The 18,985-nt window shown below is 64.4% G+C and carries 19 protein-coding genes; 4 read left to right on the top strand and 15 right to left on the bottom strand.

Annotation, left to right across the window (positions count from 1 at the left end; all coding sequences use genetic code 11):
• Position 1: 1 nt before the first annotated feature.
• The 4 genes from LB541_RS02845 to LB541_RS02830 form a co-directional block, all read right to left on the bottom strand.
• Positions 2-1,099, bottom strand: a complete 1,098-nt coding sequence (locus tag LB541_RS02845; RefSeq protein ID WP_140728076.1) for an ABC transporter ATP-binding protein — start codon at positions 1,097-1,099, stop codon at positions 2-4.
• A 4-nt stretch (positions 1,100-1,103) separates the two neighbouring features.
• The gene (locus LB541_RS02840) at positions 1,104-1,970 is read right to left on the bottom strand and encodes a carbohydrate ABC transporter permease (RefSeq protein ID WP_140564375.1); all 867 of its coding nucleotides are present in this window, start codon (positions 1,968-1,970) and stop codon (positions 1,104-1,106) included.
• Positions 1,970-2,866, bottom strand: coding sequence for a carbohydrate ABC transporter permease (locus LB541_RS02835; protein WP_140514521.1), 897 nt, complete (start codon positions 2,864-2,866; stop codon positions 1,970-1,972). Before LB541_RS02835 ends, LB541_RS02840 begins: the two co-directional genes overlap by 1 nt.
• 145 nt (positions 2,867-3,011) lie before the next feature.
• Positions 3,012-4,331, bottom strand: a complete 1,320-nt coding sequence (locus tag LB541_RS02830) for an ABC transporter substrate-binding protein (protein ID WP_140655549.1) — start codon at positions 4,329-4,331, stop codon at positions 3,012-3,014.
• Positions 4,332-4,499: 168 nt separating this feature from the next.
• On the opposite strand from LB541_RS02830, the gene LB541_RS02825 reads away from it, so the two are divergent.
• Positions 4,500-5,285, top strand: coding sequence for an IclR family transcriptional regulator (locus LB541_RS02825; RefSeq protein ID WP_140497617.1), 786 nt, complete (start codon positions 4,500-4,502; stop codon positions 5,283-5,285).
• A gap of 62 nt (positions 5,286-5,347) precedes the next feature.
• The gene (locus LB541_RS02820) at positions 5,348-6,184 is read left to right on the top strand and encodes an amidohydrolase family protein (protein WP_140878790.1); all 837 of its coding nucleotides are present in this window, start codon (positions 5,348-5,350) and stop codon (positions 6,182-6,184) included.
• 20 nt (positions 6,185-6,204) lie between these two features.
• On the opposite strand, the gene LB541_RS02815 is transcribed toward LB541_RS02820, so the two are convergent.
• The 8 genes from LB541_RS02815 to LB541_RS02780 form a co-directional block, all read right to left on the bottom strand.
• On the bottom strand, positions 6,205-7,173 hold the full coding sequence (locus LB541_RS02815; protein WP_140878791.1) for an ABC transporter permease: 969 nt from the start codon (positions 7,171-7,173) through the stop codon (positions 6,205-6,207).
• A 1-nt stretch (position 7,174) separates the two neighbouring features.
• The gene (locus LB541_RS02810; RefSeq protein ID WP_140878792.1) at positions 7,175-8,125 is read right to left on the bottom strand and encodes an ABC transporter permease; all 951 of its coding nucleotides are present in this window, start codon (positions 8,123-8,125) and stop codon (positions 7,175-7,177) included.
• A complete protein-coding gene (locus LB541_RS02805) occupies positions 8,122-8,862 on the bottom strand; it encodes an ATP-binding cassette domain-containing protein (RefSeq protein WP_140878793.1) in 741 nt (246 codons plus the stop codon). Before LB541_RS02805 ends, LB541_RS02810 begins: the two co-directional genes overlap by 4 nt.
• Complete coding sequence (locus LB541_RS02800; RefSeq protein WP_140878794.1) at positions 8,855-9,592, bottom strand: ATP-binding cassette domain-containing protein; 738 nt, start codon at positions 9,590-9,592, stop codon at positions 8,855-8,857. The genes LB541_RS02805 and LB541_RS02800 overlap by 8 nt, the downstream gene beginning before the upstream one ends.
• Before the next feature lie 72 nt (positions 9,593-9,664).
• Entirely contained in the window at positions 9,665-10,852 is a 1,188-nt protein-coding gene (locus tag LB541_RS02795; RefSeq protein WP_224617783.1) for an ABC transporter substrate-binding protein, read from the bottom strand.
• Positions 10,853-10,874: 22 nt separating this feature from the next.
• Positions 10,875-12,020, bottom strand: coding sequence for an extracellular solute-binding protein (locus tag LB541_RS02790; protein WP_140555712.1), 1,146 nt, complete (start codon positions 12,018-12,020; stop codon positions 10,875-10,877).
• Positions 12,021-12,052: 32 nt separating this feature from the next.
• A complete protein-coding gene (locus tag LB541_RS02785; RefSeq protein ID WP_140818437.1) occupies positions 12,053-13,213 on the bottom strand; it encodes a CaiB/BaiF CoA transferase family protein in 1,161 nt (386 codons plus the stop codon).
• A 2-nt stretch (positions 13,214-13,215) separates the two neighbouring features.
• Positions 13,216-13,767, bottom strand: a complete 552-nt coding sequence (locus LB541_RS02780; protein WP_140520944.1) for a MaoC family dehydratase — start codon at positions 13,765-13,767, stop codon at positions 13,216-13,218.
• A gap of 200 nt (positions 13,768-13,967) precedes the next feature.
• Here LB541_RS02780 and LB541_RS02775 point away from each other — a divergent pair, with 200 nt between their 5' ends.
• Positions 13,968-15,065, top strand: a complete 1,098-nt coding sequence (locus tag LB541_RS02775) for a lactonase family protein (RefSeq protein ID WP_140818435.1) — start codon at positions 13,968-13,970, stop codon at positions 15,063-15,065.
• 299 nt (positions 15,066-15,364) lie between these two features.
• On the opposite strand, the gene LB541_RS02770 is transcribed toward LB541_RS02775, so the two are convergent.
• The 3 genes from LB541_RS02770 to LB541_RS02760 all read right to left on the bottom strand — a co-directional run bounded on the left by LB541_RS02770 (position 15,365) and on the right by LB541_RS02760 (position 17,951).
• A complete protein-coding gene (locus LB541_RS02770) occupies positions 15,365-16,354 on the bottom strand; it encodes a Tim44 domain-containing protein (RefSeq protein WP_140655561.1) in 990 nt (329 codons plus the stop codon).
• A 68-nt stretch (positions 16,355-16,422) separates the two neighbouring features.
• Positions 16,423-16,719 (bottom strand): zf-TFIIB domain-containing protein, encoded by a 297-nt coding sequence (locus tag LB541_RS02765; RefSeq protein WP_140497640.1) that lies wholly within the window; start codon positions 16,717-16,719, stop codon positions 16,423-16,425.
• Between the two features lie 242 nt (positions 16,720-16,961).
• Positions 16,962-17,951 (bottom strand): zinc-dependent alcohol dehydrogenase family protein, encoded by a 990-nt coding sequence (locus LB541_RS02760; RefSeq protein ID WP_140623711.1) that lies wholly within the window; start codon positions 17,949-17,951, stop codon positions 16,962-16,964.
• A 103-nt stretch (positions 17,952-18,054) separates the two neighbouring features.
• Here LB541_RS02760 and LB541_RS02755 point away from each other — a divergent pair, with 103 nt between their 5' ends.
• Entirely contained in the window at positions 18,055-18,957 is a 903-nt protein-coding gene (locus tag LB541_RS02755; RefSeq protein WP_140895596.1) for a LysR family transcriptional regulator, read from the top strand.
• The last annotated feature ends 28 nt before the right edge of the window (positions 18,958-18,985 follow it).

The following is an 18,985-nucleotide window of genomic DNA, read 5'->3' as shown; positions in this document are numbered from 1 at the left end:
GTCAGCTCCGCAATGACTTTCCCGTGTCGGCGGCAAACAGATGCGCCTGCGACAGGTCGAGGCTCATGGCCACCCGCTCGCCCGATCTCAAAGCTCTTGGGTTCAGCATGCGCGAAACCCAGTCTGCGCCATTGAACTCGACGAACACCAGCGTCTCGTTGCCGAGTGGTTCGGTGACCGTGATCGGCAATTCGATCTGGTGGACGTCGGCCGCACCACCGGAACTGATACCATGGCCGGTCGGGTAGATGTCGTCGGGCCGCAACCCGAACACCACCTTGTTACCCCTGGCGACATTGGCTTTGAATTGGCTAGGCAATGGCAGCTTTTCGCCGCTGGCGAAAACCAAGTGGCCGTCATCGATCGTCGCCTCGTGCAGATTCATCGGCGGCGAGCCGATGAAGCCCGCGACGAACCGCGTCGCCGGCCGTCGGAACACCTCGTCTGGGGTGCCGACCTGTTCGATATGGCCGTCGCGCATGATGACGATGCGGTCGGCAAGCGTCATCGCCTCGACCTGGTCATGGGTGACATAGATCACCGTCGACCGCACCTTGGCGTGCAGCTTCTTGATTTCGGTCCGCATCTGCGTGCGCAGTTTGGCGTCGAGATTTGAAAGCGGCTCGTCGAACAGGAACACGTCGGGATCGCGTACGATGGCGCGGCCCATGGCGACGCGCTGGCGCTGGCCGCCGGAAAGTTGCGACGGGCGACGGTCGAGCAGCGTGTCGAGGCCGAGGATGGCCGAGGCTTCGGCGACGCGGCGGTCCATGTCTTCCTTGGCGGCCCCGGCAATCTTCAGCGAGAAGCCGAGGTTCTCGCGCACCGTCATGTGGGGATAAAGCGCGTAGGACTGGAACACCATCGAGATGTTGCGCGAACGCGGCGGCAAATCGTTGACGACGCGGCCGCCGATCTCGATCGAGCCGGCGCTGATCTCTTCGAGCCCTGCGATCATCCTGAGCGTCGTCGACTTGCCGCAGCCGGAGGGGCCGACCAGCGCGATGAATTCGCGGTCCGCGATGTCGAGGTCGATGCCGTGCACGATCCCGACATTGCCGTAGCGCTTGGTCAGCTTTTGGAGGGAAACCGTTGCCATGGGATCAGCCTTTCACCGCGCCGGAGGTCAAGCCGCCGACAAGGTGTTTCTGGACGATGTAGGTGAGGGTGAGCGCCGGGATGATCATCACCACGGCGAGCGCGCACATGCCGCGCCAGTCGATGGTGAATTCGGCCGTGTAGTCGAGCAGGCCGACCGGCAGGGTCTTGGCGCTGACCGAGCGGGTAAGCTGCGAGGCCAGCGCGAACTCGTTCCAGCAGGTCAGGAAAGCAAAGATCGCGGCGGAGGCGATGCCCGGCCCGGCAAGCGGGAACTCGACCTGCCAGAAGGCCTGCCAGCGGGTGCAGCCGTCGATCTGGGCGGCTTCCGCGAGGTCCTTCGGCACCTGGCGGAAGAAGCCGTCGATCAGCCAGATGGTGAACGGCACGTTGAGCGCGACATAGGCCAGGATCAGCCCGAAATGCGTGTCGATGATGCCGAGCCGCACGTAGAGGAAGAACAGCGGCAGCGACAGCGCGATGCCCGGCACCGTGCGCGTCAGCATCAGCCCGAGAAAGACGCCCGACTTGCCGCGAAAACGGTAGCGCGCGAAGGCATAGCCGCCGGCCATGCCGATGGCCACTGCGATCACCGTCGAGGTCACCGAGATGATCAGCGAGTTGCGGAAATACTCTATGACCGGGATGCCGCCCTTGCCGATGCCTGAGAACATCGCGACATAGGCGTCGAACGAGATCTGCTGCGGGATCCACACCGGCGGCTTGGCCATGATCTCCACCGTCGGCCGCAGCGACGAAAGCACGATCCACAGGCCGGGCAGGCAGATGGTCAGCATCGCCAGGAACAGGCCGATGCGATAGGCGATGCCCAGCAGCCGGCGCTTGAGGCGGGCGGAAGAATTCTCGTCCATCACCACTCCGCACCGATCTGCGTGCGCGCCGCGGCGAGCTTGTTGAAGAAATAGACGGTGAAGGCGATCGACAGCAGGATCGAGAAATAGGCCATGGCGTTGGCCATGCCCATGCGCCCGTCGCTGTAGGCGGTGCGCGCCACCAGCGTCCACAAAAGCTCGGTGCGGCCCGCCGGCCCGCCATCGGTCATGATCTTGACGATGTCATAGGCGCGCGCGACGTCGAGCGAACGGATGGTCATGGCGATGTAGGCGAAAGGCATGACGAACGGCCAGGTCACATAACGGAATGTCTGCCACGGCGTGCAGCCGTCGACGCGCGCCGCCTCGATTGGCTCCTTGGGCATGGCGAGCAGCCCGGCGAGGATCAGGATGGCGAAGATCGCCGTCGACGACCAGATCTCGGCGATCGAGATGGCGATGAAGGCGAGATGGCCTTCGATCAGCCACGCAATGGCATCCCTGGTGATGCCGAGCGATTGCAGGGCGTTGTTCACCAGGCCGATATTGTCGTTGAACATGAACTTGAACTGGAAGCCGACGAGGATCGGCGAGAACATCATCGGAAACATCATCAGCGTGCGCAGGATGCGCTGGCCGCGCGTCGCCTTTTCGACCAGCATGGCGAGGCCGAGGCCCAGCAGCATTTCGAGATTGAGCGCGATGGTCAGCAACAGAACCGTGCGGCCGAACGCCCACCAGAAATCGGCGTTCGCCAGGATCGAGAGATAATTGCGGAAGCCGACAAAGACGAAGAACGTTTCGGGCTTGGTCAGGCGGAACGGCGTGAAGCTGGAATAGAGCGACAAAAGCAACGGCACCACGACGACCGCCGCCAGCACGATCATCGCCGGAAGCAGCAGCAGGAATGGCGCGGATGGCTTGAAGCCCTTCATTGGGACCCTGTGAGTTGCATTCGATTGCCGCCTGTCGAGCCGGGCGGGGCAGGCATCGTCATCGTGGAACACCCGAGGCAGTGCGCGCCCTAAAACGCGAGCGCCTCCCCCATGACTGATGGGGGAGGCGGCCTTGGGAGCGGTTCTACAGCTTGCCGGCGTCTTCGAGGATTTGCGTCGCCTTGGCGGCGGCTTCGTCGAGCGCCTGCTTGGACGTCTTGTCGCCGAGGATCGCCGCCTGCAATTCGGGATAGACGGCGTTCGAGATCTCGATCCATTCAGGCGTCTGCGGCACCGCGAAGGCGTGCTTGGCTTCTTCCTGGAAGGCGGAGAGGACCTCCTTCTTGTAAGGATCGTTTTCGGCCTGCTTCAGGTCCCAGTCCCAGACCGCGGTGCGGGTCGGCAGCGGGCCCGCGGCGGCTTCCAGCTTCTGGCTGTCCTCGTTGGTCAGCCACCACACCAGCGATGCCGCGGCCTCCTTGTTCGGGCAGTTCTCGGTAACCGAGAAGCCATGGAAACCGGACCAGCCGGTGCGCTTGCCGGACGAGCCTTTCGGCGCGACCTTGACGCCGACATTGCCGGCGACCTTCGACGACTTCGGATCGTTGAAGAAGCCGGCCCAGCCCGGCCAGTCCAAGTTGATGGCGACGGTGCCCGAGGCAAAACCCTGGCCCAGATCGTCCCAGAGATAGTTGGTGGTTCCGGCCGGCACGGCCTTGGCCTTGTAGAGGTTGACGAACCAGTCGAGCGCCCGCACGCCGGCTTCGGAGTTGAAGACCGGCTTGCCGTCCTTGTCGAGATACTCGCCGCCCTCGGCCACCACCATCTCGTAGAAGCGGCCGTTGATCGCCTCTTCTTTACCGGCGAACTGCGTGCCGTAGAAGTTGGGCGGGTTGGCGAAGAACTCGGCCTGGTCGGTGACTTCCTTCCAGGTGTCCGGCGGCACCAGATCATAGCCGTATTTCGCCTTGAACTTGGCCTTGTTGTCGGCGTTCTCGTAGAGGCTCTTCTGGTAGTAGAGGGCAGAGACGTCGAACTGCGCGCGCGGCAGCATCTCCAGCTTGCCATCTATGGTCGCCGCCTTGATCGTCGATGGCACGAAGGCGTCGATCTCTTCCTTGGGCAGCAATTTGCTGAGGTCGGTATAGAGGCCGGTATACTGCGGCGCGAAGGAGGAATGGTTCCAGCCGACGCACCAGTTGGTGCTGCCCGAGGCGATGTCGGACTTCAACTCCTTGTCGATGTCGAAGCCGTTCTTCTTGGTCAGGATGTTGACCTTGGCGCCGGTCGCCTTCTCCCATTCGGGGATGCGCTCGTAGAGCTTTTCATATTGCTGGCCGCCGATCAGCTTCACGTCGACGGTGACGCCTTCGAACTTGCCGGGCAGGTCGCCGGCAAGGGCTGCGCCTGCGCCTGACGCGAGCAACAAAGCGCCGGCGCACACGCCGGAAAGCAGTCTGTTCATTGGTATCCTCCCTGGGTGCGCCTTGGCGGCGACCGCAACTCGTCTGATGACAAGAAGCGCTACATTCATATACAAACAAAACATTCATAGAAACGTCAAGGCGAAATTTGTTTCCGTCGGCGGCGTTCCTGCGTATATGAAGAATCGATTTCACTGGAGGGAACGCCCATGGATGACAGCGAAGACGAGCGGTATCGCGCGCCTGCGCTCGACAAGGGGCTCGACATCCTGGAACTGCTGGCCGGCGTCGACGGCGGCCTGACGCAGGCGGAAATCGCCAAGAAGCTCGACCGCAGCCCCAACGAGTTCTACCGCATGCTGGACCGGCTGGTGCGGCGCGGCTATGTCACGCGGCTCGACGGTGACCGGTATTCACTGACGCTCAAGCTGTTCGGCCTGGCGCAACTGCACGCGCCGGTGCGGCGGCTGGTTTCCTACGCGACGCCGTTGATGCGGGAGCTGGCGGAGACGTCGCAGCAGGCCAACCAACTTGTTGTTTTCGATCGCGGTTCGGCCGTGGTGATTGGCCAGCAGGAGGCGCCGAACTACTGGGGCATCTCGATCCGGGTCGGTGCCCACATCAGCCTGTTCGACACCGGTTCGGGACATGTGCTGCTCGCTTTCCGTTCGCAGGAGGAGCGCCAGATGATGATCTCCGAACATGTCCGCAGCACCGACAATACGGCGCAGCCGCCCGAGTTCTTTGCCCGTCTCGACCAGATCAGGGAACGGGGATATGAGATGATGGCCTCGATGCAGACTGCCGGCGTCTACAATCTGTCGGCACCGGTGCGCGGCTCCGACGGCAAGGCCATCGCGGCGCTTTCGATTCCTTACATTACCGTCGTCAACGCACCGTCCGCGCCGGACATGACCCGCACCATCGAACTGCTGCTGGCCACATGTGAGAAGCTATCGCGTCTGGCCGGGTCGGCCGTCGGTTCATCGGCGTAATTCTTATTTGAATGAAGAATTCCTCCGTGAGATGATGTGAAAGATACGGGAGGAGCCCTGCCATGATCATCGACACCCACCTGCACCTCATCGACCGCTCGGCCTTGCGCTACCCGTGGCTTGCCGGCGTGCCCGCTCTCAACCGCGACTTCTCCTATGAGGAGTACGGCGTGGAAGCTCAACGTGTCGGCGTCGAGCGTGTGCTGCATATGGAGGTCGATGTCGACCCTGCCGATATCGAGGCCGAGACCGAACGTGTCGAAGGCCTGTCGAGACAGGCCGGCAGCATGCTGGCCGGGGCGATCGCCGCCTGCCGTCCGGAAGAGGCCAATTTTGCGGCCTATCTCGAGCGCCAGCGAGCAAAGCCGTTCGTCAAGGGTTTTCGCCGCGTCCTCCACGTCATGCCCGATGAACTCTCGGAAGGCGCGCTATTCCGGGACAGCATCCGGCGGCTCGGCGGCACCGGGCTCACCTTCGATCTCGTCGTGCTACCGCATCAGATTCCCAAGGCGATCGCGCTCGCCGATCTGGCGCCCGACGTCCAGTTCGTGCTCGACCATTGCGGCGTCCCCGACATCAAGGGCAATGGCGAGCATCCGTGGCGCGAACACATGAGCGAAATCGCGCGGCGTCCCAACGTCGTGGCCAAGATTTCCGGCGTCGTCGCCTATGCGGATCCCGGCAGTTGGACGGTCGAGACGCTGCGGCCCTATGTCGAACACACGATAGGTTCGTTCGGCTGGGACCGCGTCGTCTGGGGCAGCGACTGGCCTGTCTGCACGCTGGGTGGCGGTCTGTCGACCTGGGTGGCGGCGACTCATGCGCTGCTTGCCGGCTGCAGCGTTTCGGAACGCGACAAGCTCTTGTCCGCGAACGCCCGCAAGCTCTGGCGGCTTTGACCGGCTCTGCTTGGGGTTCTTCAGATCGTCGCCGAAACGTGCCGTTCGCGCCCGTAGAGCGAAACCAGCAGCACGATGATGAAGCCGAGTGCTGCCTGCACCGCCGAGGGCTGGAATCCGAGCCCGATCAGCAGCGTGTGGATCTCGGTCAGCACCAGTACGCCGGCGATAGTCCCGAGATAGCTGCCGCGCCCGCCGACCAGCGCCGCGCCGCCGACGACCACGGCCGCGATGGTCTGGAACAGGTATGGCTGCCCGACATCGCCATAAGCCGAGCCGGTGAAGCCGAGCAGCAGCACGCCCGCCGCCGCGGCGAAGAAGGCGCTTGCCGCATAGGTGATCACCCACATGCGGACGGGATCGATCAGCGCCAGCGGCGCGGCACCCGGATTGCTGCCGAGTGCGTAGAGCCGGCGTCCATAGGGCGTCCGCTCCAGCACCAGGACGACGAGCGCTGCCAGAACGACGAGACAGGGCACCAGCCATGGAACCGGCAGTGGCCCGGCCGATCCGCCGATCGACACGAAGCTCGAAACCGCCTGCGGCGCGGAGCCTGAAGGGAAGCCCGCGGTCCACAAAAGCACAAGCCCTTGCACGACCATGCCGATGCCGAGCGTGACGATGAGCGGCTGGATGTCGAGGCTGCGCGAGATCAGCCCGTTCACGCCACCGATAAGGATCGCCAGCACGCCGACGAGGCCGCAGACGAGGACAAAATTCCATCCGTCGCCGTAGAGTTGCGCGGCCACGACATTGGCAAAGCCGATGACGAAGGGGATCGACAGGTCGATGCCGCCCATGATGACGACCAGCGTCTGCCCGATCGAGGCGACGGCGAGCAGCGAGGCAAGCACCAGCATGGCGCGCACCGCAAACGGGCTGGAGTAGCCCGGAATGAGGATGGTGCCGGCAAGATGCAGAAGGGCAGCGACGCAGAAGGCGCCGACGACACGGGCATTGGTTGTCGCGAATAGATTTCGGCCAGCCATGTCAGCGCCTCCCCATGGCAAGGCGTTCCTGCAGCGCGGTCAGCATCACCGCCAGCACCAGTATGGCGCCGTAGGCGATCTGCAGCACGAAGGTCGAGACGTTGAACGTCGTCAGCACGCTCTGCAGCAGGAAGATGTCGACAGCACCGATCGCGGCACCCGCGACGCCACCACGGCCGCCGGCAAGACTGACACCGCCGAGCGCCACGGCGGCGATGGCGATCAGCGTGTAGGTCGGGCCGATGTTGGGATCGGCCGACCCGATCAGCGCAGTCAGCATCAGTCCGGCGCAGCCGCCCAGGATGCCGGTCATGACATAGGCGATGAAGCGCACGAGCGTGACGTCGACGCCGGCCGTATAGGCGGCGCGATCGTCGCTGCCGACCGCCATCAGCTGGTCGTAATAAGGGCTGCGCCGCACCAGCCACCAAAAAAGGAACATCAAGGCGAGCGGCAGAAGCGAGAGTGGGCCCGCCAGGGCTTTCAGCCAGGCCGGCGCCGGGCCGATCGGCGCCGGCAGGATGGTCAGCGTCACCCCCGTCAGGATCAGATAGGTGCCGAGCGTGGCCACGATCGGCTGGATGCGCACGATGGTCGCCAGGAAACCGTTCGCCGCCCCGACCAGCGCACCGATGAGCAGCGCCGCCGGAACAAGCGCCAGCGGCGAGGATATTCCGGCGCGCAGGAAAAGCACCTGGATCACGATGGCGTTGACGAAGCCCATCAGCGGCCCGACCGAAATATCGATGCCGCCGCGCCCGGCGAGGATCACCGGCGTCGAGGCGATGGCCGCACCGATCAGCGGCGCCGCCAGACCAACCAGCGCACCCCAGGAGCCCGGCTGGAACCGTGCCGGGCTCAGCATCAGATTGATCGCCAGCAGGGCGATCAGCAGTACGACGGCGAAGCCGACGCTTCGGCCGAGGGACAGGATGCGTGCGAAGGGTCTCATGCTGCGCGTCCGAACATGGCTGCGATCACGTTCCCGGTGGTCATCGCCTGGCCGGCGATTTCCGCCACGACTTCATTTTCGCGGAACACCAGCACGCGATGGCAGAGAAGAAGGATCTCCTCGATCTCGCTGGACAGGATGACGAGCCCCATGCCGTCGGAAGCCAGCCCGCGAAAGACGTCGTAGAGAACATGCCGGGTCGCTACGTCGACGCCGCGCGTCGGGTCGTTGAGAAGCAACATTGCGGGGTCCAGCGCCAGGGCCCGCGCCAACAGCACCTTCTGCTGGTTGCCGCCGGACAGGGTGGTGATCGGCGCGTCGGGCCGAGGCGCCGATATCGACAGCCTTTCGCGATAGGCCTCGTAGCGCGCCTTGCGCGCCGCCGGGCTGATCAGGCCGAGGCGGGTATCGCGAGACAGCGTCGAGACGGCGAAATTGTCGAGCACCGATTGCGTCGGGAAAATGCCGTTGGCACGCCCGCGCGGAAGATAGGCGATGCCGCTCGATACGGCCTTGCGGAAGCCGGTGATGGCGCGGGATGCGCCGGGCAGATCGAGGGTTATCGAACCGCCAAGCGGCGCGACCAGGCCGGCGAGCATCTCGAGGAAAAGCTCCTGGCCGTGGCCATCCAGGCCGGCGAGCCCAACGATCTCGCCGGCGGCGACCGCCTGCATGATCGGGCTGGCGTCCGGTGCGATGACGAGGTCGCGGATAGTGAGGGCGGCGCGATCAGCCATGCGCCAGCTCCGCGGCGGTGCGTGGCGCCATCGCCTTGAGAAGCTCCGCCGGCGTCGAAGCGCCGCGCTCCTCGGTGCGCACCACGCTGCCGCCGCGCAGGATCGAGATGCGATCCGAAAGCGACGTCACCTCATCCATGCGGTGGGTGATGAACAGGATCAGGCAGCCTTCGCCGGCAAGCGTGCGCATCAGCGAAAAAACGGACTCGCGGTCGGCGAAGTCGAGTGCTGCGGTCACTTCGTCGAGGATCAGGATCTTTGGATCGCGCACGACCGCACGAGCAAGAACGACGAGTTGCTGTGCTGCGAGCGGCAACTGCCCGGCGGGCATGTCGAGCGGAACGTTGGTGACGGCGAAACATTTGAGGGCGGCGGCTGCCCTGTCGCGCCGCTCGTTGCGGGGAACCGCGCGCCGGACCAGGCCGTCGAGGCCAAGCAGGATATTGTCGGTCACGCTGCGGTCCGGCGCGATCAGCACTTCCTGGAAGACCGTGGCGAAGCCTTGCGCCTGGAAGGCCGAGGGGGTTCCGCCCGAAAACGGCCTGCCTTGCAGCAGGACCGTGCCGCTGTCGGGCTGAACGATGCCGGACAGCAGCTTGACCATGGTGCTCTTGCCCGAACCATTCTCGCCCAGGATGGTGTGGATGGTTCCTGCCCGGAACGCGATCGAGGCGTCCGCAAGCGCGACCGTCTCGCCATAGCGTTTGGATATGTTTCTGATTTCAAGCATGTCGCGTTTCGAAGCTGGCAAGCCGGCCCTCCGAAAGGAGCCGGCTTGTCGAGGTCTTATCTGGCCCAGGCGTCACTTCGCGCAGGCGTCTGGCACCTTCGAATAGTCCCATCCCTTGGTCGGCGCCGGGTTGGAGAAATAGGCGTCGAGCCATTCTTCCGGCATCGGATCCTTGGGCGGCACCGGGAAGATCGATACGGCATCCGTCGTCATGCAGTCCTTGTACCAGGCGCCGAGATCGGCATTGTGGACCGGCGGAATCGGAATGAGCAGCGTGTTCAGCTTCGGCTTCTGGCCGTCGAGCATGCGTTCGCCGACGCGAAACAGCGTTTCGGCGGTCCAGTGCGGCAGCACGGCATGGCCCTCGAAGCGGTACTTGTCGGGATTGGCCTTCCAGTAGCCCAGGGCATCGCCGGTGATCGAACCGGTGATCAGCGGCGCCGGCCGGCCGGCTTCGGCGAACGCCTCCGCGACGACGCGGCTTTCGCTGCCTGTCGTCCACACCGCATCGATCGGCGCCGGGTTGGTGGCGATCGCCTGCAGCACCACCGTCTTGGTGACATTGGCCGTCCAATTGCCGTTGACCGTGCGCGAGATCTTCAGCTTGGGGTTTTCCGCCAGCGCCTTGTCGGCGCCCTGGCGCTCCTGAACCACGATCGGGTGGCCGGCGATGCCCTCGACCAGCAGGATGCTGGCGCCATCAGGCTTGGCCTTGCCGATCGCCGTCATCATGTCGTAGCCCCAGCGCGCATAGTTGGAATCGACATTGATCGCGTTCGGGCTGGTCACCGAACCGGCGGCGGTGATGAACGGGATGCCTGCCTTGGCGGCCGCATCGATGGCGTCATCGAGCGCTGTTGCCGAGCCCGGGATCGAGGTGATGATCGAGCACTTCTTGTCGATGAAGGCGCGGATCTGGTTGATCTGCTGGCTGGCGTCGTTGTTGGAATCCGACACTTCGAAGCTGGAGACGGTGCCGTCGGCGATCAGCCCGTCGACCAGGCGCTTCAACTCCTTGGTGACGGTGACCCGCCAGGGGTTGCCCTGGTAGGATTCCGAATGGCACCATTTCCATGGCTTGGACGGCGGGTTGAAATTGTCCCAGGCCGATGGCAGCACCTTCTGCGGCGCGCCGTCATATTGCGCCTTGAGTTCATCGGGCAGCCCGCTGATGACGCCTTGCACGTCTTCGGCAAAAGCTGTCGTTGCGAGTGAGGCGAAGGCGGTTGCGGCCACAAGGCCGCGGATCAGGCTGTTCATTTGTCTCCTCCGTTCGATTTTTTCAGGCTCCTCCACCGGCAGTGCCGGTCGCCTGCGCCGGGGCGCTCTGCCGAAACAGGCGATTGAGATCGGCAATAACCTGGCTGGAACGATGCCCTGAGGTCATGCCGGAATTGACGCGGTCGGACGCGGCCTGCTGGAACGCCATGTAACCATCATGGCGAGGCCGCACCCATGCGCCCTCCAGGGTCGCGCGCGTATCGCGATAGAAATTGCCGGTCGCCGCATTGACGGCCTGATCCTCCCAGGCCGCGGCATGGCCGGGCTGTCCGCCGGCCGCGGCATAGGGGCCACGCTGGACCTCGCCGCTGGCGAGCCAGTAGGCGAAATCGGTTGCCGCCTCTTTCGCCTTCGAGAAGGCCGACACCGCTATGCCTGTGCCGCCAAGCGCCGTGCCAATCGGGCCGCTGGATCCGACAACAGGGATGTCGCCAAATGCCAGGCGATGTGGGCGAAACCCGGCCATCGCGTAGGAAACATAGCCGTAGATCAGCGGTGCGCAGACGATCGGGGATCCGGCCTGCGCCATCCGCTCCGAAACGGCGATCGGATCCATCTCGAAGCAGGCCGGGTCGACCAGCGCGGCAATCTCGCGCATTGTCTCGAAGACTTCGCTGCCGGCCTCGCCGTCGATGAGATCGTTGGATGGGTCGGTCGCGCAAGCATGCCCGAGATTGCCTGCGAGCGTGAAGAACACCATCATCGAATGCGGTGGCCGCAACGGCAGCAGCACGCGTGCCTGCCGGGCGAGATCGAGCACTTCGCTCCATCGCGATGGCGGTGCGCCAAGCCCATCGGGCCGCCATGCCTGGACCTGCGTCGCGGCATCGATGGGAAACGCCCACTGCCGTCCCTGCCATGTGTAACTCGGATAGGACTGGCCGACGCTGCCGGAGGAAAGTGCCGCGCGCTCCGCCTCGCGGCCGGCGACATCGAGCGGCTCCAGGCAGCGTTCGGCGGTGATCTGGCCGACATGCGGATGGTCGATGACGATCAGATCATAGGCGCGCGCCAGTTCCTCGACCGGGAAGGACTCGAAGTCCTGCAGCGAACGCTTGTCCCATTCGACGGCAATGCCGGTTTTCTGCTTCCACAGCGACGAGCAGGCGACCATCGGATCATAGCCGCGCGGATGGTTCCAGGTCATGCCCCTGAGCGTGGGCTTTAGGAAGCGCGTGGTCACAGGCTGAACTCCTCGCGGATCGCGGCGCCATGCTCGCCGATGCGCGGTGCTGCCCGGTCGACCTTGGCCCTGATGCCGTCGACCCTGAGCGGCGAACTGGTGGTAAGGATCGAGACATCGTCCTCGCGCGTCACCGTCTGCAGCATGTCGAGCGACTGGAAGCCCCCGCTTGCCAGCATTTCCGGCCAGGTCAGCACCTTGGCGCACCAGATGTCGGCGGGTTCGAGAACATCAAGCCACTCGTCGACCGTCCTGGTCGCGATCCGCTGCGCGACGATCGCCTTGATGTCGTCGCGCGCGGTGAACCACGATGCCGGCTTGTCGCGGTAGGGCGCCAGTTCCTCCAGCGACAGCAGGTCGGCGAGTTTCGGGATCGGTGTCATGGCGATGGCGAGGTAACCATCCTTGGCGGGATAGACGCCGTAAGGTGCCGACAGATAGGCATGCGCGCTGCGGAAGCTGGAGCGGCGCGGCAAACGGCGGCCGTCATTGAGATGCGTGGTCAGTACCTCGAACTGGAAGTCGACCAGCGCTTCCAGCAGGCTGGTTTCGATATGGCTGCCCTGGCCGGTGATGCCGCGCCGCACAAGGGCGGCCAGTATGCCTTGCGCGCATGCCGCGCCCGCCAGCATGTCGCCGATGGCAAGCCCGAACGGCACCGGCCCCTGGTCCTCGTCGCCGTTCAGCCACATCACCCCGGAGCGCGCCTGCGCCAGGAGGTCCTGGCCGGGCCGCTTGACCCATGGGCCTTCCTCGCCATAGCCGCTGATCGAAGCATAGACCAGGCGCGGGTTGATCCTGCGGACCGCCTCGTAGTCGAGGCCGAGCCGTTCGATGACACCCGGCCTGAAATTCTGGATCAGCACGTCGGCCTTGGCCAGCAGGCCGCGCAACGCCTTGAGATCCGCCTCGTCCTTGAGGTCGATGGCGAGGCTTTCCTTGGCCCGGTTGATGGCATGGAAGATGGTGGAATCACCGCCGATCTCGGTGTCGCTGAGATAGAGCCGGCGCGACAGGTCGCCGCCGTCCGGACGCTCGATCTTGATGACGCGGGCGCCGAGATCCAGCAGCCTGAGCGAGCAGTAGGGCCCGGACAGGAACTGGCTCATGTCGACGACGACGAGACCGGCAAGCGGCAATTCGGCTGCTGCCGGCATTTCTACTTCTCCGTCTTGCCGAGGAAATCGGCAGGGTTGCGGTACTTCACCGTCTGCAGATGCTCGCAATAGAGTACGAGTTCGCCTTCGCCCTTGAACACCTCGTAGCTGGCGCGGATCAGCCCCATGTCCTTGTAGCGCGGCGTCTTGTCGAGGTTGGAGCGGATCGAATAGATCGTGTCGCCGATGAAGACGGGCTTTATGAAGCGGAGCTTGTCGTAACCATAGGAAAACGCGTTGACGCAGTTGGTTGCGACGAGCCCCAGGCCAGCCGAGAAGACGAAGGCGCCCGCCACCAGCCGCTTGCCGAAAATGCCCTCTGTCTCGGCAAACATCTGGTCCTGCACGTAAGGATGGATGTCGAGCACCAGCGTGTTGAACAGGTGGCTGTCCCCTTCGGCCATGGTGCGGCGCAACGAGCGGATCTTCTGGCCGACCGGCCAGTCCTCGTAGAACCAGTTCTCGGCGTTCCAAACCGGCAAGGCGGCATGTTCCGCGGGCATGTTGGCCGGATGCGTCGAGGCGACGCCGACGGTCGGTGCGAAGTCGTTCATCGCTGGCTCCGCTGGCACTGCGCAAGGCACGGCACAAGTTTCGGAACACGCGTCAAGGCGCCAGATTGCACGACGTCTCCTCCCGTCAGTCTTCTTTTGTAAATACTATTTTCACATATGGGGTTGCGTTGCAAGCGAGGACGGGCGAAATTTTGGCTGTTTCCGCTGCGCTCGAGCGCCGGCGAAACAGGGAGGAAAACATGCGCGATGCCTGTCTGGTCTTTGTCGGCAGCCTGAACCGGGAGGCGCCCTATTTTCAGGGCGCACGCGGCGTCGGCCTCGGCGTCTACAGCTTCGACGAGGAGACGCTGGAAACACGAAAGCTGGCCGAGACCAGTGACATCGACAATCCGACCTTCCTTTCGGTGACGCCGGACGGTTCGCGCCTCTACGCCAATTCGGAAGTCTTCCCCTGGCGCGAAGGAACGGTTTCGGCCTACGGCTTCGACCGCGCCTCGGGCACGCTCACTTACCTGAACAAGCAGCCGTCACTCGGCAGCATCACCGCGCATAACACCATCACCCGGGATGGCACGAAGCTGCTGGTCGCCAATTACGGCATGGGCGAGGGCGGTCCGGATCGCGCAGTCGCGGTCTATGGCTTCGACGGCGATGGCGCCTTGTCGGCTCCTCTGGCTAGCGTTTCGCACAAGGGCACTGGCCCGAATCCAGCCCGGCAGGAGCGCTCGCATGCCCATAGCGTCACCGAAACCATCGCCGGCGGAACGGCCATCGTCGCCGATCTCGGCATCGACCGGCTGGTGTCCTACCGGATCGAGCACGATGGCAATCTGACCAAACTGGCCGAATCCGCTTTGCCGCCGGGCGCCGGTCCACGCCATCTCGCCTTGCATCCGAACGGCCGTTTTGTCTTCGTCATGAACGAGCTGGATTCGACCATCGTGTCGATGGCGCTGGACGAGGCAAGCGGCAAGCTCTCGACCATCGACGCCAGGCCGGCCGTGCCGGCCGAGGCGCGCCAGGCCAACCACTGCGCCGATATCCAGATCTCGCCCGACGGCCGCTTCCTCTACGGCTGCAACCGAGGCCATGACAGTGTGGTCATCATGGCCGTCGACCAGCAAAGTGGCGCGCTGAGCTTTGTCGGCTATGTCCCTTGCGGGGGCGCCACGCCGCGCAACCTGGCGCTGACGCCGTCGGGCGGCCACCTGTTCTCGGCCAACCAGAATGCCGACCGTATCTCGATCTTCGCGCGCGACGCCGAGAGCGGCGGGCTGACCGACACCGGCCGTGCCATCGAGATCGGCACGCCGATGTGCGTCAAGATCGTGCGGTGAACCGTGCGCGACATCGGCATCGAGCTTCGGACGGAAACGGACCGGAGCTCAGGCCGGGCGATCCGGGTTGACGGGTGCCTTCGCCGGAGCTGTTGACGGAGCATTGAACGAAAAAAACCCGCCTGCGCGGCGGGTTCCTGGCGCAACTCAGCACCATAGATAAATATCTACCATAGTTGCCTTCACCCAGTCAAGAAAAAATTCCTATCTTGAGAGCTGCCGGCCATGGAAGGCTGCTGACACAGCCGGACCGGCCGTCGTCAGGCCGCCTTTGTCAACGCGAGTTCGCACGCTGGAGCTCAGGCCTGTTGGATTGCCGAGAGCTTCCAACTCGAGCCATTCTGACGCGTGAAGGTCCACAGCTCCGTCGTCTCCGTTGGATGATCCTCGTCGCCCTCGACGACCTTGCCGTTGGCCCGTTCGCGCATCACGTCGCGCGATTCATAACGCAGGGCCGCCGTGGCATAGTCGCGGTCATCCTCGCGCCAGCTTTCCGCGATGTCGGCCTGCAGGAGGGTGACGTCGGATACCTCGTTCCTGAGGCCCTTCTTCGCATTGTCGGCCAGCTCTTCAGAGAGATAGGACACCATTTCGGGAGTCGTCGTCTTGCGCAACGCGGCATGATCCTCACGCCCGAACGCTTCCTGGACATCGCTCAACAGCTGCTGGAATGCGTCGAGGTCGGTCTGGGCGAGCCGGATTTCATCGGAACCGGTGGCCGCGGCGGAGCCTCCGCCTGAACCGCCACCAAAGCCGGGAATGGCGAAAGAATGCGCATTGTTGGCATCGCTCTGTCCGGCTGCGCGGTTTTCAAATCGCGAGGCATTGCCGGCGCCGGCGAGCGCAGGGGCGGGGCCACGCGCGGATTGCGACCGGAAGAACCTGATTGCCAGCATGATGGCGCCACCGATCAGCACGGCCTGCAGCAGGAAACCGAACATGCCCGCCAGCCCACCGAAGCCCTGGCCCAGGAGCAGCCCGATCAGGCCGCCGATCAGCAGGCCGCGCATCATCGTTCCACCGAAGCCGCTCATGAAGCCGGGCCTCTGCGGGCCGGCCTGCGGCTGCCGGGCCGCGGTGTTCACGCCGGTATTGGGCGTCATCGAACGCTCGACCGGAGCGGTCGGCGCCGGAGCGGTCCTAGTCGGCGGCGCTGATTGGAACGTGCGCATGCCGCGGCTGCCGAAACTGCCGCCGCGACGGGCCTCGGCATGGTCTACCGCGACCATGGAGAATGCCAGGAACAGTCCGGCAAACAGGGCGGCAAATCGGCTTGTGCGGGAAATCATCTGGACGGACCTTTATCGATGGGTTTCGGAAATTCTCGACAGACGTCGGGCCGGCTACCGGCGTGCGGTCAATCGAACAGCTCTTCGAAGAACGATTTCTTCCGTTTCGGATAGCGGTGGCCCTGCGAGCGCGCATAGTCGTCATCGCGGTCCCGGCCATGCTGGGGCTGGGAGAACGCTGCCGGCTGTGGCGCGGGCGAGGCCTCCTTGGCCGATCGCTCGATGATCTTGTCGAGTTCGCCTCGGTCAAGCCACACGCCACGGCACTGCGGGCAATAATCGATCTCGATACCCTGGCGTTCGCTCATCACGAGCGCGACGCGGCAGGAGGGGCAAACCAAACCAAGAAGGGAAGAAGATGTCATATGGGGCTCCAAACCAAAAGAGATGAGCCCGCTTGACCGAAAGGATGGAAACGGGCCCGTTAAAGCGGTCCGACATCACGGTCGCGAGATGCGACAGTCAGAGGGGCCCGGCCCGCATGCGAGAATTAGGAACGCAGAGCGGCGCCTTCAAGAGCGACATTGTCCGCGAGGATCGAATTTGTTCGTCATTGCGCTTCGAGCGCTGGGTACCGCGCCTGCGCCAACGACCCCGGCGTCCCTGCTCAGACCGTCACCACGATCTTGCCGAACTGCTCGTTCGATTCGAGATAGCGATGCGCCTCGACGATCTGCTCGAACGGGAAGGTCCTGTCGATCATCGGCTTCAGCGCGCCGGCCTCCAGCCCTTTGAGGATGAACGCCTTGGCGGCTTCCAGCTTTGCTGGGTCGCCGGTGATCTCGTGGACGAGGTAGCCGCGCAGCGTCAATGTCTTGCCAAGCACGGCGGGCAAGGGAAACGGCGTCGGCTCGGGGCTCAACCCGCCATATTCAATGAGAATGCCGCCCCGGGACATCGCCGCCGCGAGCGGCTCGAAAATCGGGCCGCCGATCGCCTCCAACACGATGCGCACGCCTCGCGGCCCGGCGATCCGGCGTAGCCGCGCCTCCAGATCCTCCTCGGCCAGGACCACGACTTCAGCCGCGCCGGCGTCGAGCAGGGCCTGCTTCTTCGTCGAGGTCCGTGTCACCGCGATCGCCGTCGCGCCGACGCTGTTGGCGATCTGGATCGCGGCAAGCCCGACGCTGCTCGAGGCTGCCGTGATGACGACGAAGTCCTCGTTGCGCAGCCTGGCGATGTCGATCAGCGCGCCATAGGCGGTGAGGTACGGCATCCACATCGCGGCCGCGGTCCGCCAGTCGAGTGATATCGGGTTTTTGACGACGAGCCCGGCGGGATAGGTAACAAGCTCTCCATAAGCCGGCCAGCGGATCATCGATTGCGGCGGGATGACGCTGACGGCATCACCCGGCGCCAGACCCGTCACGGCTTCGCCGACCGCTTCGATGATGCCTGCGGCCTCCAGGCCAAGCCCGGAGGGCAGGGTGGGCGTCTCGATATAGGTGCCCGCGCGCAGCAGCGCCTCGGCGCGATTGAGGCCGAGCGCCTTGACGCGGATCTGAACCTCGCCCGGGCCGGGTAGGGGAAGATCCACATTTTCGATCCGCAGGACCTCGGGGCCACCATGCCGATGAAAGCGAACGACGCGCGTCATTCGGTCTACTCCTAATTGTTTGAACCGAAAGGAGCTATGCCGGTAAGACGAAGTCGGATAAATGGCATTGGGAGCAGGACAGTAGAAACCAGGAGTTTCGAATATGGATCGGCTTGAGAGCATGGCCGTGTTCGTCAGGGCAGTCGACCTCGGCTCGTTCGCGGCGGCCGCGGCCGCACTCGATCTGTCCGGACCGATGGTCGGCAAGCACGTCCGTTTTCTGGAGGAGCGTCTCGGCATGCGCCTGCTCAACCGCACCACGCGCCGGCAGAACCTCACCGAGTTCGGACGCGCCTACTACGACCGCTGTCGGCTGGTGCTGGCCGAGGCCGAAGCTGCCGATCAACTTGCCGCCGGCCAAATCTCGGAGCCGCGCGGCAAGCTGCGCGTCACCATGCCGGCGCATTTCGGCCGCCACTGCGTAACACCCGTGCTGCTGAAACTGGTGCGGCAATATCCGATGCTGGAACTCGATCTGTCGCTCAGCGACCGCTTCGCCGATCTTGCCGAGGACGGCTACGATCTTGCCATCCGAACCGGTGATCTGGAGGACAGGGCAGGCGTGATCGCGCGCCGCGTCGCGAGCCAGGACATGATTGTCTGTGCGGCGCCGTCCTATCTGAAAATTCAGGGCGAGCCACGGCGGATCGAAGATCTCGCCAATCATCATGCCATCGTATATCGCCGGCTCGGCCAAGCCGTTCAGCCTTGGCTGTTCCCGCGCGAAGGACAACCAGCACAGGAGATCATGCCCGGCGGCCGGCTGCGGCTCGACGATCTCGATGCCATCGCCGATGCTTCGGCCGAGGGCATGGGGCTCGCCTGGTTGCCATGGTGGCTGGTTCGCGAGCGCATTCAGGCAGGCGCGCTGGTCGAGCTCTTGCCGGACCAGCCGCGATATCTTTATGACTGCCACGCCCTTTGGCTGCAGACGCCTCACTTGCCGCTGAAAGTTCGGCTGGCCGTCGATGCGCTGGCGGCCGCCTTGCCGAAACGGATGGCGTGATCGCCAGCGCTCGCGGCCACTCTCGTTT

It is taken from the genome of Mesorhizobium sp. BR1-1-15 (assembly GCF_020165475.1).
Classification (GTDB): Bacteria; Pseudomonadota; Alphaproteobacteria; order Rhizobiales; family Rhizobiaceae; genus Mesorhizobium.
The sequence above is the reverse complement of the archived record's forward strand: the minus strand, read 5'-3'. Positions and strand labels throughout refer to the sequence as shown.

Coding starts and splice junctions, on each gene's coding strand:
- LB541_RS02760 (WP_140623711.1), bottom strand. CDS start 17,951: ATGACGCGCGTCGTTCGCTTTCATCGGCATGGTGGCCCCGAGGTCCTG.
- LB541_RS02810 (WP_140878792.1), bottom strand. CDS start 8,125: ATGAGACCCTTCGCACGCATCCTGTCCCTCGGCCGAAGCGTCGGCTTC.
- LB541_RS02830 (WP_140655549.1), bottom strand. CDS start 4,331: ATGAACAGACTGCTTTCCGGCGTGTGCGCCGGCGCTTTGTTGCTCGCG.
- LB541_RS02790 (WP_140555712.1), bottom strand. CDS start 12,020: ATGACCTGGAACCATCCGCGCGGCTATGATCCGATGGTCGCCTGCTCG.
- LB541_RS02775 (WP_140818435.1), top strand. CDS start 13,968: ATGCGCGATGCCTGTCTGGTCTTTGTCGGCAGCCTGAACCGGGAGGCG.
- LB541_RS02765 (WP_140497640.1), bottom strand. CDS start 16,719: ATGACATCTTCTTCCCTTCTTGGTTTGGTTTGCCCCTCCTGCCGCGTC.
- LB541_RS02825 (WP_140497617.1), top strand. CDS start 4,500: ATGGATGACAGCGAAGACGAGCGGTATCGCGCGCCTGCGCTCGACAAG.
- LB541_RS02845 (WP_140728076.1), bottom strand. CDS start 1,099: ATGGCAACGGTTTCCCTCCAAAAGCTGACCAAGCGCTACGGCAATGTC.
- LB541_RS02780 (WP_140520944.1), bottom strand. CDS start 13,767: ATGAACGACTTCGCACCGACCGTCGGCGTCGCCTCGACGCATCCGGCC.
- LB541_RS02840 (WP_140564375.1), bottom strand. CDS start 1,970: ATGGACGAGAATTCTTCCGCCCGCCTCAAGCGCCGGCTGCTGGGCATC.
- LB541_RS02755 (WP_140895596.1), top strand. CDS start 18,055: ATGGATCGGCTTGAGAGCATGGCCGTGTTCGTCAGGGCAGTCGACCTC.
- LB541_RS02805 (WP_140878793.1), bottom strand. CDS start 8,862: ATGGCTGATCGCGCCGCCCTCACTATCCGCGACCTCGTCATCGCACCG.
- LB541_RS02770 (WP_140655561.1), bottom strand. CDS start 16,354: ATGATTTCCCGCACAAGCCGATTTGCCGCCCTGTTTGCCGGACTGTTC.
- LB541_RS02800 (WP_140878794.1), bottom strand. CDS start 9,592: ATGCTTGAAATCAGAAACATATCCAAACGCTATGGCGAGACGGTCGCG.
- LB541_RS02795 (WP_224617783.1), bottom strand. CDS start 10,852: ATGAACAGCCTGATCCGCGGCCTTGTGGCCGCAACCGCCTTCGCCTCA.
- LB541_RS02785 (WP_140818437.1), bottom strand. CDS start 13,213: ATGCCGGCAGCAGCCGAATTGCCGCTTGCCGGTCTCGTCGTCGTCGAC.
- LB541_RS02835 (WP_140514521.1), bottom strand. CDS start 2,866: ATGAAGGGCTTCAAGCCATCCGCGCCATTCCTGCTGCTGCTTCCGGCG.
- LB541_RS02815 (WP_140878791.1), bottom strand. CDS start 7,173: ATGGCTGGCCGAAATCTATTCGCGACAACCAATGCCCGTGTCGTCGGC.
- LB541_RS02820 (WP_140878790.1), top strand. CDS start 5,348: ATGATCATCGACACCCACCTGCACCTCATCGACCGCTCGGCCTTGCGC.